We start from the raw sequence: 13,278 nt of genomic DNA on the forward strand, positions 1-13,278 counted from the left end.
CGTTAACTTTTATACCGCTTCCGCATCATGCCGGATACGCTGGCTGTAGTTGCCTGACGCTGTCGATACACGATACGGAAGACAAGCAGCATCAGCTGTTAAGTTGCTGCTCCAGATCATGAAGTACTTTATAACAGTTAATGACTTTGTGAACACTACTGTTCGGATCGCGGCCTTCTTTGATGGCAGACAGGAACTCGCGGTCCTGAAGCTCGATACCATTCATCGACACATCGACTTTGGACACATCAATGGCATTTTCGCGGCCATCCACCAGGTCATCGTAACGGGCAATGTAAGTGCCGTTATCGCAGATATAACGGAAGAATGTACCCAGCGGGCCATCGTTGTTGAACGACAGTGACAGTGTACAAATTGCACCGTTTTCAGCCTGCAGCTGAATTGACATATCCAGTGCGATGCCCAGCTCGGGATGGATTGGTCCCTGAATCGCATTCGCTTTAACGATAGGAGAACCCGCCTGATATTCGAATAAATCCACAGTGTGGGCAGCATGGTGCCACAGCAGGTGATCGGTCCAGGAACGGGGCTCGCCTTTGGCATTAATATTTTTACGACGGAAGAAATACGTTTGTACATCCATCTGCTGAATATTCAGTTCACCGGCTGTGATTTTATTATGTACATACTGATGCGAAGGATTAAAGCGGCGGGTATGACCCACCATGCACACTTTGCCGGTTTCCTGTTGGGTTTTCACAACCGCTTCTGAATCTTCCCAGCTGTCTGCCAGCGGAATTTCGACCTGTACGTGTTTGCCGGCTTTCATACATTGAATTGATTGCGCAGCATGCTGTTGTGTAGGGGTACAGAGGATAACGGCATCAGCATCGGATTCCAGTGCATCGTCCAGAGACGTATACACATTCGGAATACCGTATTCGTTTGCCACGGCTTGTGTCTTTTCTAAATTTCGGCCAACCAGACCAACAACTTCAGCGTCATCGATATTTTTCAGGCCATCAAGGTGTTTGATCCCGAACGCACCGGGACCCACTACGATTACTTTCATTTTATTCTCCCAACTCATTTCTGTTCAGCCAGCCGGACCAGCATCATTCCTGAAGGCACCGGCGGCGATGATTAATCCGCCCAGTAAAGGCGCATGGGGTTATCAATTAATAATTTACGCTGTAACGCTTCTGTGGGGGCGATTTTAGGGATCATATCCACCAGGTGCCCGTCATCCGGCATATGTGTTTTCATGTTCGGATGCGGCCAGTCTGTTCCCCACAGTACGCGGTCTTCAAAACGGGTAACCACTTCACGGGCGAACGGCACTACGTCTTCGTAGCCGCCTTCCGGCCCTACAATGGACAAGCGCTCAGGACAACTTACTTTTGACCAGAAATTCTTATTCTCTTCCAGCAGTTTCAGAAACAGAGCAAACTCAGGTCCGTCTACCGGTTTTGTTACGTCAGGCCGGCCCATGTGATCAACCACAACAGTGGTAGGCAGGCTGGTGAAGAAATCATACAGCTCAGGCAGTTCCTGAGATTCAAAATAAATCACGATATGCCAGCCAAGAGGCTTAATTTTCTCAGCGATAGTGCCCAACGAGTCGAAGGGCAGCGCGTCTACTAACCGCTTCACAAAGTTAAAGCGAACGCCCCGTACACCAGCGGCATGCAGAACCTGAAGCTCTTCATCAGTAATATCCGCTTTTACGGTAGCAACGCCGCGGGCAAGACCATCAGAATGGTTTAGTGCGTCAACCAGTGCACGGTTGTCAGCGCCGTGGCAGGTAGCCTGAACAATAACGTTGCGGCTGAAACCCAGATAATCACGTAATGCCCACAACTGATCTTTAGACGCGTCGCATGGCGTGTACTTGCGCTCCGGCGCGAAGGGGAATTCATTACCGGGACCAAACACATGGCAATGGGCGTCAACAGCACCTTCCGGTACGACAAACTTCGGCCTCGACGGTGACTCGCACCAGTGCAGCCAGTCGGCATCAACAGTAAAACCACTCATTAATTCATTCTCCTGCTGACAGTGAAAGGAGCGCAAAATAATTCAGGCACCGGATTTCGCTGTCAGAAACGATTCAGTTGCGGCGTAATAACTACAAGCCGTTTCAGGGCTAACAGTATGCTACCGCGAATTAACAGATGCTGTTAAGAAATGCGACGACAGACATTAGTTTTTTCTATAACGATACGAAAAATACAAGTAAAAAAGCACTATTTACAATTCAGTTTTTTAAATAAGAATTAAAAGGCTTTCGCCCCTTTCATCAGCATTCAAAACAGATTTTACAGCCATAAATAAATTGTCATAAACAGATACCAGTGCAGCAGAACTTTTACAGCTCACTCCGGCGTCTGAATTCCCCCGCCGTAGTACCTTCCGCCTGTTTAAAGAAACGACAGAAATAACCGGTATCTTTGAACCCTAAAGTATCAGCAATTTCATCCAGCGATTGCCGGGTGTAAATCAGTCGCCGCTTCGCTTCATTTACCAGTCTTTGGTGGATCAGCTTTTTCGGGGTGGTATTGAGATGCTGCTGACATATGCGGCTAAGGGTAGAGACAGAAATGTACAATTTAGACGCATAATCATTCACATTCAAATGTTGCTGATAATGTTTGTCGATGAGCTCGCGGAAACCCAGCAATACCCTGGAGTCCCGGCCCGATGTACCGGCAAGATTACGGGCTGTATTTTGTTGCCTGGCAACCAGCACAAACAAAAGTTTAAGCAACATATGGATGCTCACTGTGGCGCCGGGATCATTACTGCGCATTTCACCGGCCAGCATATGCAGATAAGCAACGAACCGTTCAGACTGATGCTTGTCCTGAAATTCAATAGCTTGTGAAGACCATACTGCACCGGTAAAGTCCGCGATAGCGCTGTCACTGCGCAATGCATTTACCACATCGGCATTAACAGAGAGCACGTAGCCGTTGGTGTCCGGCGCGAAGGTAAATCCGTGCACTACGCCGGGTGGTAGTGTCACTACCCAGTCTCCCTGAAGCGTCAGCTTTTCATCATCCCGTTGCACTGTCCATTCATCATCAAACACACAAATAAGCTGGAATAATTTGCCGTGGCGGTGAGGCGAAATCTCCCATCCCAGTCCCGCACTGCGGGCGCGGATATCTTCCAGATGAACGAAGTCAGCACTGAGCTTTAAGAACGACTCACCATACAAATCATAGAAGGGGATCTCATCTGGTTTCACGGCGAAAGAGTACTTCACGAAAGAAAATTATGATTAAAAAGTACAACAGCTGTTTACAAAACCCAAGGTTTTTTACATCCTGCAAGTCATCCCGAACTATCAAACAATCATTTTCAATCCATAATAATCATATCTGATATTTATATTTTCGATATCACGTAGAGAATTGCCCCCCAGGAAAACCTTATTCAGCCTGACCTCACAGGGCATGCATAGTCTGAACTAATACATTATTAAAAATATAGTATTTTACTTTTGTATACGCATTGTTAAATCTTGGTAACAAATTACACACCTGTCGGTTAATACTGAGAGTTATAACGATGAAAACACCCATGCCACTACACAAACTTTCTCTTGCTGTTATTGCAGGATTAAGCGTTTCAATGAGCGCCACTGCCATTGCTCAGGACACACAAACAGAAGACGAGGAAGACGTAGAAGTCATTTCCGTTACCGGTACGTTGATCGAAGGGGTTAATCCCGTCGGTTCCAACGTCATCGGTTTGAATCAGGAAAAAATCATTGAGCAGGGTGTGACCTCTGCTACCGATTTGCTTCGCCGCATTCCACAAATGGCAGACTTCAACGCCGTGCCAGAAAATACCCTCACAGCCTCAATTCCTTTTGAGCCACCGCAAATTCGCGGTATTGGCGGCTTGAGCGGAATGGCTACTCTGGTCATGTTGGGGGGGAATCGCCTTGTTCCGGTTGGCCCGATGAACTGGGTTGATTCGTCGATGATCCCCGCAAGTTTGCTTGAGCGCGTAGAAGTGATTCCCGACGGTGGTTCGTCTATCTATGGTTCTGACGCTGTTGCTGGTGTCATCAACTTCATTCCTAAGAAAGACATGGAAGGCGGTGAACTTAGCGTACAATATGGTATGGGTGCGGGCGACTACGACCGCATTGATATTTCCGGCGGCTTTGGCACAAGCTGGGATAAAGGCACACTGGTCACTGCATTCTCTTACGGCGACCGTTCACCGATGTACGGTAAAGATCAGGACTTCATTAAAGAAGATCTCACGGATGTTGGCGGTGCAGATTACCGTTCTACGTCCTGTACGCCCGGCAACATTCTTTTAGACGACACCTTGTATGGTTTGCCTGGTGTAGATGCATCATCACCGAACTACTGTTCTACCTACGACGACCAGTCTTATTATCCGGAAGAAGAGCGTTATTCACTGTTCGCCAACCTGACTCAGGAACTGTCCAGCCGCTTAAGCCTGGATGTGCTGGCGTACTATTCACGCCGTGAAGCCACAGATTACGATCCTTCAGATATTCGTGCTTCCGCAACGATTACCTCTGACAACCCGTACTTTATCGCTGTGGGTGATGAGACCTCTAACACGGTTTCATTCTCTTACGCGGATGTATGGGGCAGCGCCGGTGCAAACCCGTCAATGTATGAGCAATGGCAGGTTACGCCCACCCTGACTTATCAGCTTACCGATACGTGGAAAGTTAAGGGTACCGTTAACTATGGTAAGAGTACGTCTTACTATCATGACTACTCCATTAATGCGAATGCTCAGCTGGCAGCACTTTCTGCCAGTACCACTGAGACAGCACTGAACCCTTATGATGTATCACAAACCAGTGCCTCTGTACTGGCTGGCATTAATAACTGGCTTGACGACACAAGTACCGATCAGGATTTAACGGAATTCAAAGTCATTGCCAACGGCGACATGTTTGAAATTGCCGGCGGTATGATGCGGGCAGCAGTAGGCTCAGAATACCGTGAAGAGTCCTTCTATCAGTCTGTAACAGCTGGCGAAGTGGGTAACCCTTCTACCTCTTCAGTACGCGACATCGACCGTAACGTTAAGTCGGTATTTGGTGAAATCTACATCCCGCTTGTTGGTGATGACAACATGATGCCGGGTATCCAGCATCTGGACGTGTCTATCTCCGGCCGTTACGACAAGTACAACGATGTTGGCTCAAGCTCAAACCCGAAAATCGCAGTGACCTGGAACCCTACCGAAGACGTTACCGTCCGCGGTACATGGGGTACGTCTTTCCACGCACCGGCACTGGCTGATTTAGCGGCACCGCTGCAATATGAATTGTTCCTGCCAATCAGCCCGCTGCGTTCATCAGACAGCCCGTTCTTCCCTGATTTCTTTAAGCCGTCATTTACTTTAAGCGGTGCGTCAGAAGGTATTAAGCCTGAAACCGCAGAAACCATGTCGTTAGGGACTGACTGGTACGTCACCGACTCCACGAAGGTGTCACTGACTTACTGGAGCATTGCATACGAGGACCGTCTGGATCAAAACGCTGGTTTCTACTTCGGCCCGGCTTATTACGATGCAGAAGTGAACGAAGACTACTACATTGTGAACCCGTCATCGGTGGAAGAAATCATCGCAAAATTCGGCGACTTCCCTACCCAGGGTTACGAGAGTCTGCAAGCCATGGTAGATATTTACGGCTTACCTTATGTGGTGAGCGACCAGCGTAAATCGAACATGGGCGCGTACGAAGTTGATGGTCTGGACTACTCGGTACAATGGTTCGGCGATATCGATTTAGGCGAACTGGACTTCTCATTAAGCGGTACCTACATCATGAACCGTGACAAAGAGAACGTAAAAGGCGCAGGCTTTAACGACACGCTGGCACTGGGTGATTTCAACGAAGCCATTTCAGCGTTCAACAGTGTGGCTACACTGGGCTTGCGTCGTGACGACTGGTACTTCTCCGGTACGGTTTACTACCGTGGCAGTGCTGATGTAGCAGAGGAACATATCGATTCCTACACCACCTTGTCGCTGTTCGCCAGCTACGACTTCAGCATGGATACGCAGGTGACGTTCAACATAGATAACGTAACGGACGAAGATCCTCCGTTCCGTAACATCGATGAGGGTGTGGCTTATAAGAGCATGGGCCGCTTCTTATCCGTTGGCTTCAGAACCCGTTTTTAATTTATCTTCCTACGCGGAGGGCTGCCACGAAAGTGCCAGCCCTCGTTATCATTTTTAAGGGGCAAGTTTATGACCAAACCCGTAAACCCGTTTCTGTTCGCATTATCCAAAGTGGCGCTGGGCCTTTCTCTGCTTTCATTTAACAGTACTGCAACCACACTCGAAGACGACTTCATCACCCCGCCCCAATCCGCTAAACCTTTAGTGTGGTGGCACTGGATGAACGGTAACGTTACCCATGAAGGAATTGAAAAAGATCTCGCCTGGATGGATAGGGTTGGCATTGGCGGTGTACAGAACTTTGATGCCCAGCTCATGACGCCTAAAATTGTCGATACTGCACTGGAATATATGACACCGGCCTGGAAAGACACTTTTGAATACGCGCTGGGCGAAGCGAATAAGCACAATTTTGAATTCGGCATTGCCGCCTCGCCGGGCTGGAGTGAAACCGGTGGTCCCTGGGTAAAGCCTGCTGACGGTATGAAAAAGTTGGCGTGGAGCGAAATTACCATTGACGCCAGACAGAAAAAAGCCGTTCGGGTGCCGCAACCGCCTCAAAATACGGGTGCGTTCCAGGATTTCTATGGTGCAGAGGAAATTTTTGCTGATCCTACACATGCCGAAAAAGAGACACCGGTTTACTACAAAGATATTGCCGTTATCGCCTTCCCTGTTCATGAACAGCGCATTCAGCCTGTTTCCGTAACAACCAACAATGACGACGAGCTCGACCTCGGTATACTGTCTGACGGTTCATACAGCAGCGCGACCAAAACACAGTCTCATCCGGACAAAGACGTTGAAATCACCTTTGATTTTGGTGAGCTAAAAAGCGTTCAAAGCCTGTCGTTTGCCATGCCACCACCGGGCATGTTTATCCCGGCGCCCTTTTTACCCACACTGCAAGCCAGTGAAGACGGCGTAACGTTTGCCCCTGTGGCAACCATTCCTGTAGGAACAACCGCGCAAACCACGATCAGTTTTCCGGAAGTTAAAGCGCGATTCATGCGTATCGTGATGTCGCGTAATCCGAACGGCAAATTTTCCCTGCCATCGTCATCTGCGCCCGGCGCTGCACCACCTCCGGGCTTTAATTTACCTACCGGAGAAGCAAAATCAGAGCCGGTAGATTTGCTGGAAGTAGCCTTTTATCCGCAAGCCAGAGTGCATCGTTTTGAAGACAAAGCCGGCTTTGGTATTGCCCCGGATTATCACACGCTTTCTTATCAACACACCGGTGAAGGTGTGCCTGCGGACGCTGTGATTGACATTACAGACAAGCTGAATGCAGACGGTTCACTTAACTGGCACCCGGAAAAAGGCTTGTGGAAAATTATCCGCATTGGATACAGCCTGACCGGTAAAGAGAATCACCCTGCCACAGAAGCCGCCACCGGCCTTGAAGTCGACAAATACGATGCCAGCGCGGTGAGTGCCTATATTGATCACTACCTCGACATGTACAAAGATGCCAGCGGTCAATATGCATTGGGAGAAGGCGTAAAAGCGCTGCTGAATGACAGTATTGAAGTCGGTGCATCGAACTGGACACCAAAAATGTTTGAAGAATTCAAACAACGCCGCGGTTACGACTTAACCCCCTGGTTACCGGCACTGGTTGGTGTGGTTATTGGCAGCGCTGAACAAACCGATAAATTTCTCTACGACTACCGCTTAACCTTAGGCGAAATGCTGGCAGATAATCACTATGCGGTGATCAGCAAGCGGGTAAAAGAAGCTGGCCTTATCCATTATTCTGAAGCACTTGAGAACGGCCGTCCGACACTGGGTGACGGCATGCGTATTCGCCGGAACGCGGACGTTCCGATGGCGGCTATGTGGTCTTTTGATACTGATGACCAGGTTGGTCCTCAACCACAATACTGGGCGGACATCCGGGAAGCCGCCTCTGTAGCGCACGTGTACGGGCAAAACCTGGTCGCCGCTGAGTCACTGACATCGGCCTCTTCTCCCTGGGCGTTCGCACCCCGGGATTTGCAGCCCATGATCGACATGGAATTTGCGCTGGGTGTAAACCGCCCCATTATTCACACATCGGTTCACCAACCCAAAGATGAAGGCCCGGGTCTGAGTTTATTTGTGTTTGGTCAGTACTTTAACCGCCTGGAGACCTGGGCTGATTATGCTAAACCCTGGGTAACTTATATCAGCCGCAATGCCTACATGTTACAGCAAGGTCATTTCAAAGCAGATGTGGCCTATTTTTATGGTGAAGATGCTCCTCCAACATCCCTGTATCTGGATAAGCCATCTGAAGATGTGCCACTGGAGAATGCTTATGACTATGTGAACAATGATGTCATAACGGATTTACTGCAGAACTGCGGGGCAGAGCTGTGCACAGATTCCGGCCAGCGCTATGCCGTGTTGTATCTTGGCGGCACCTCGCAATACATGACGCTGCCGGTTCTTGAACGCATTGCTGAACTGGTAGCGAATGGTGCCACCGTTATCGGCAAAAAACCACTGGCCAGCCCGTCGCTGGCAGACGATGTCGCCCGGTTTACCGATCTTGCCAATAAACTGTGGAGCGGCAATACCGGTAAAGGCCGTGTGATCAATGCCGACGACGTAGAGAGCGGTATTAAAGAAGCCGGTGTCACACCGGATTTTCGCTATGCAGGTAGGCATAATGATACCACCTTGTTCTTCGTTCACCGTCAGACAGACAGCGAAGAAATTTACTACTACACCAACCGTAAAAACCGTGAAGAGCCGGCCACCCTGTCGTTCAATGTGTCTGACAAGAAACCGTATCACTACAACGCCGTTACCGGTGCCATTACTGCATTAAACAGCACAGTAAAAGACGGGCGCACCGTGATTGAAAAGACGCTGGCGCCTTACGAGTCTGGATATGTGGTGTTCGGTGATTCGCCGGCGAACGTGGATAAAGTGGCCTCATCATTCAGTAATACAAAAACGCTGAAAGACCAATGGCAGGTGACCTTCCAGAAAGACCGGGGCGCGCCAGCCAAAGCCACTTTGTCTGCCGGGAACTGGGCTGAGTCTGACGACACCGGTATCCGTTACTTCTCCGGCACCGCCAGTTACACCCAATCTTTCAACATCGATAAGGCTATGCGGGGCAAACCTGTACAGCTGCATATTGAAGATGTGCGCGATGTGGTGGAAGTGGTAGTGAACGGACAGGTGGTGAATACGCTGTGGAAGCCGCCCTTTGAAGTAGATGTATCGGACCACCTGACAGCCGGTGAGAATACGGTAACGCTGAATATCACGAACCTGTGGGTGAACCGCTTAATCGGTGACGCCCAGCCGGATGTGAAGCAAAAGTACACCTTCACCACCCTGCCCGCCTACGTGCCGGATGCACCGCTTCGACCTTCTGGCCTGTTGGGCGATGTGTCGCTGAAGTGGTAAATGTTTTTGAACTTAAAAAGCCCCGGCCTTCACCGGGGCAACACCACTGACACATGGGTGCAAAGACGTTTTTAAACTCAATGTGCGTAATCGTTCAGGGCCAGGCGAATGGTAATGGCAGCAACAAGCCCCCCCAAACAAATCCCCCAGACTGTTTTCACTACAGCGGCTGTACTGAAAGCGAGGGCTTCGATATTTGCAGCAAAAGTGAGCAATGCAAAAAAGCTTAATGACAGTGCCGCACCAAAAACAGCAAATACCAGTGCGCGAAGCACGGGATGAGACGGTAGCCAGGATGTGTGACCGGATTGTCCATTGATGTGCAACTGGCCGTTGCGGATACGCTTGCGGGTAAGAAATGAGGGAAAGAACGCCCCCATAAAGCCGATTGCCAGCCCCTGAGGAATGCTGTCAATGAACAGACCGCTGTCGCCCTGCATGGGCACCACGTCCAGCCCGCCAAAGATCAGGAAAACAAAAAACAAACTGAATAAGCCGTTGATGACCGCTCCTACCACGGTTTCAAGGCTTTTGTAGCGGTTCAGGGTCATATCGCTCATTTTGTTATTATCCTTTTCAAGTTTTTAACAAAATGTAACTTACGTAATTTCTTCAATACGAACAAATTATTTATTTGATGCCATGTATTGATAAAAACTATAGATAAAAAATCCCCGAACCGTTCGCCCTGCTTGCTGAATGTGTCAGGTTTAACCATTAACCCAAACTATACAACCGCCAAAAATGATTATTATTCCTGAAAGTTGATTCACGTTATTTTTACAGTTGAGAAATTAATTTTTGACATCAGGACGTAACATGATCAACCGCAGACAATTCCTTGCCATGGCCTCTGCCACAATGAGCGCCCCGCTTTTTGCCAAAGCTGCCTCTTCATCTTTACCGGCTGGCGGTCAGTTTCCCGACAATTTTCTATGGGGTGCAGCCAGTGCGGGTCATCAGGTTGAAGGTAATAACGTTAATTCAGATATCTGGTTACTGGAGAACGTAAAACCCACGCTTTTTAAGGAGCAGTCCGGTGATGCCTGTAACAGTTTTGAGTTGTGGGAAACCGATTTGGATTTGTGCAGCAATCTGGGATTCAGCGCTTACCGTTTTTCCATTGAGTGGGCACGCATTGAGCCGGAACCGGGCCTGTTCAGCCAGGCAATGATTGACCATTACAAACGCATTATCGACGGCTGCCACAAGCGCAACATGGTACCTCTGGTAAGCTTTAATCACTTTGCCAGCCCGATATGGTTTGCAGCCCGTGGCGGCTGGACCAAGCCGGAAGCGCCAGCCCTGTTCGCCAACTATTGCAGTAAAGTTGCCGCACAGCTGGCTGATGGTATTGGCTACGCAGTTACTTTTAACGAACCTAACTTACTTCGCCTGCTAAAAGTGCTCGGCGTCCCGCCTTTCGTGTGGGATATGCAGGAAAAAATGCTGGCAGCGGCAGGCAAAGCCACGCAATCAGAGCATTTTACCGGCCTGAATGCTGCGCGCTTACAAGATTTAGATGTAATGAACCCTATTCTTATTGAAGGACACAAAGCCGCGCGTCAGGCCATTAAAGCAGAACGAAGTAACCTCGACGTGGGTTTTACCCTCGCGATGCTGGATGATCAGTCTACAGGACCGGATTCTGTGCGTAATGAGATGCGTAAATATAATTACGGCGACTGGCTGAAAGTTAAAGAGACTGACTTCATCGGCGTACAAAACTACGAGAGAGTAGTGTGGGACAAGAACGGTCATGTCCCTACCCCCGACGATGCTGAGAAGAACTATTCAGGCAGTTGGATAGACGCAACTTCTCTGGCCAACTGTGTTGCCTACACATACGCGGAAACGGGCAAGCCAATCATTGTTACTGAACATGGGATCGGCACAGATGATGACAGTCAGCGTGAACGCTTTATCTCTAACTCACTTAAACATCTGCAGAGTGTGATTGATAAGGGCGTGCCGGTAAAAGGTTACATTCACTGGACGCTGCTGGATAACTTCGAGTGGGTTTCTGGCTACGAACCGAAGTTCGGCCTGCACACTGTGGACAGAAAAACCTTTGAGCGGAAGCCAAAGCCCAGCGCGCTGGCTTATTCCAAAATTCTCAAGCAGAACCGTGTGTAATCCGGCATGCTGACTCTATGCGCCTCGCCAGGCGCCTGCTCTCAAATATCCATCGTTATGCTGGAAAAAGCGCAGACAAATTATGCCCTGCGTGCGGTACATCTTGCTAAAGGCGACCATAAAACGGCGGAGTATTTAGCTGTAAATCCTAAGGGAAAAGTACCGGCTCTGCTGACAGATACAGGCGTGATTACAGAAACCCCGGCCATATTGCTGTTTCTGCACGCACACTATCCGGATGCAGGGATACTGCCCGCTGACATCAACAACGTGGAAGCAGTGAGCGATCTGGCCTGGTTTGCCAGCTTCGTTCACCCGCTGATCACGCGATATTGCAAGCCTGATTTACTGGGTGTGACAACTGACGTTGATGCAGTAAAACATGTAGCAGCATCGCAGTTAAAACCGGCATATCAAACCGCAGAGAAGCGGCTGAAAGCCACGCCTTACTGGTATGGTGACGACTGGAGTGCTACAGACGCTTACCTGTTCTGGACGGTAAACCGGCTGAAACGTGCTGGCTTTGATTTTTCAGAGTTTGAATACGTTATTCAGCACTATCAGCAAATGCTGGCAAGCCCGGTGGTTAAACGGGCACTGCTGAAGGAAAAAGCGCTTTAGCTTAACGTATACCGGAAATAAAAACGGGACGCCTGATTAGCGTCCCGTTTTCGTTTTATACGATATCAGTAACCTGTCACTGAGGAGACAAACGAACTGATTTCATCCCGCAAACGGGTATCGGACGTACCCAGATGGCCGGCCACTGAATAGTGATTGTGGCCTGACAGGAGCATGCTTCTGTCGAGAATATGATTTACCTGCAACCGCTCTTGCAATAAACCGATGCATTCCTTCTGAAAGCGTTCGGGGTCGAGCTCTGTACAGGCAATGAATAAGGGCACAGTCGTTGAAATAAGTGCAGGTAAAGGCTTACGTGAGTCATATCCGGCTGCATCACCATAGTACAGGGTGTCGCGGTCATCCAGCGGGGTAATACCGTACAAACCTGACAGTAACACCGCACCGGTGATGTCTGCTTTACCCGGGTTCAGTTGAAGATACGTCGCCACATGACACGCGCCGGCGGAGGTACCGCACAGTATGATGTTATCAGCATCACCGCCATACTGAGCTAAATTGGATTTAAGCCAGCTGACCACGCGGGTAACGTCTTCACCACCGGCAGGCCAGGTAAAATCAGGGGCAAGGCGATAGTTGATGACGATACCCAGCCAGCCCTGCTCTGCTGCCATACGGCCTACGCAGGCGTTATACCAGCGCTCGCTATCGCCCTTATCACCTTTCAGAAAACCGCCACCGTGAACAAAAGCAAACACCGGCTTTGACACACCGTTTTGGCTGCCTGCGCCATAAATATCCAGCACATGACGCTCGTGGTCGCCATATGCCACATCAACAGCACTGGCGGGCTGTTTTGCCACCAGCTGACGTTGCTCGTCACCCAGAATGGCCAACAGACCTTCCATCACGGGCGGGCCGAGTTCACGACCCAGACGGCGGATTTGTTCACTTACCGCGGTGTTTTCCATGGTTTATTTTCCTGCCTGATGCTTA

General features: G+C 49.5%; 9 protein-coding genes. 4 read left to right on the top strand and 5 right to left on the bottom strand.

What is annotated here, in order from left to right:
- Positions 1-91: 91 nt before the first annotated feature.
- The 3 genes from ACXAH4_RS04140 to ACXAH4_RS04150 all read right to left on the bottom strand — a co-directional run bounded on the left by ACXAH4_RS04140 (position 92) and on the right by ACXAH4_RS04150 (position 3,211).
- Entirely contained in the window at positions 92-1,033 is a 942-nt protein-coding gene (locus tag ACXAH4_RS04140) for a Gfo/Idh/MocA family oxidoreductase (RefSeq protein ID WP_474843870.1), read from the bottom strand.
- Positions 1,034-1,104: 71 nt separating this feature from the next.
- A complete protein-coding gene (locus tag ACXAH4_RS04145) occupies positions 1,105-1,998 on the bottom strand; it encodes an amidohydrolase family protein (protein WP_474880859.1) in 894 nt (297 codons plus the stop codon).
- Positions 1,999-2,329: 331 nt separating this feature from the next.
- A complete protein-coding gene (locus ACXAH4_RS04150; RefSeq protein ID WP_474843874.1) occupies positions 2,330-3,211 on the bottom strand; it encodes a helix-turn-helix domain-containing protein in 882 nt (293 codons plus the stop codon).
- A gap of 335 nt (positions 3,212-3,546) precedes the next feature.
- Between ACXAH4_RS04150 and ACXAH4_RS04155 the strand changes: the two genes are divergently transcribed.
- Both ACXAH4_RS04155 and ACXAH4_RS04160 read left to right on the top strand, forming a co-directional pair.
- Positions 3,547-6,156: a TonB-dependent receptor plug domain-containing protein gene (locus ACXAH4_RS04155; RefSeq protein WP_474880861.1), complete on the top strand. Its 2,610-nt coding sequence runs from the start codon at positions 3,547-3,549 to the stop codon at positions 6,154-6,156.
- 69 nt (positions 6,157-6,225) lie between these two features.
- Complete coding sequence (locus ACXAH4_RS04160) at positions 6,226-9,564, top strand: glycosyl hydrolase (RefSeq protein ID WP_474880862.1); 3,339 nt, start codon at positions 6,226-6,228, stop codon at positions 9,562-9,564.
- A gap of 77 nt (positions 9,565-9,641) precedes the next feature.
- On the opposite strand, the gene ACXAH4_RS04165 is transcribed toward ACXAH4_RS04160, so the two are convergent.
- Positions 9,642-10,124: a hypothetical protein gene (locus tag ACXAH4_RS04165; RefSeq protein WP_474880863.1), complete on the bottom strand. Its 483-nt coding sequence runs from the start codon at positions 10,122-10,124 to the stop codon at positions 9,642-9,644.
- 259 nt (positions 10,125-10,383) lie between these two features.
- On the opposite strand from ACXAH4_RS04165, the gene ACXAH4_RS04170 reads away from it, so the two are divergent.
- Positions 10,384-11,700 carry a glycoside hydrolase family 1 protein gene (locus tag ACXAH4_RS04170; protein ID WP_474880865.1) on the top strand — a complete coding sequence of 439 codons (1,317 nt, stop codon included), beginning with the start codon at positions 10,384-10,386 and terminating at the stop codon, positions 11,698-11,700.
- Between the two features lie 6 nt (positions 11,701-11,706).
- On the top strand, positions 11,707-12,321 hold the full coding sequence (locus tag ACXAH4_RS04175) for a glutathione S-transferase family protein (protein WP_474880866.1): 615 nt from the start codon (positions 11,707-11,709) through the stop codon (positions 12,319-12,321).
- A gap of 65 nt (positions 12,322-12,386) precedes the next feature.
- On the opposite strand, the gene ACXAH4_RS04180 is transcribed toward ACXAH4_RS04175, so the two are convergent.
- On the bottom strand, positions 12,387-13,253 hold the full coding sequence (locus tag ACXAH4_RS04180; protein ID WP_474880868.1) for an alpha/beta hydrolase: 867 nt from the start codon (positions 13,251-13,253) through the stop codon (positions 12,387-12,389).
- Between the last annotated feature and the right edge of the window lie 25 nt (positions 13,254-13,278).

Source organism: Alteromonas sp. ABV2_168, assembly GCF_056161165.1.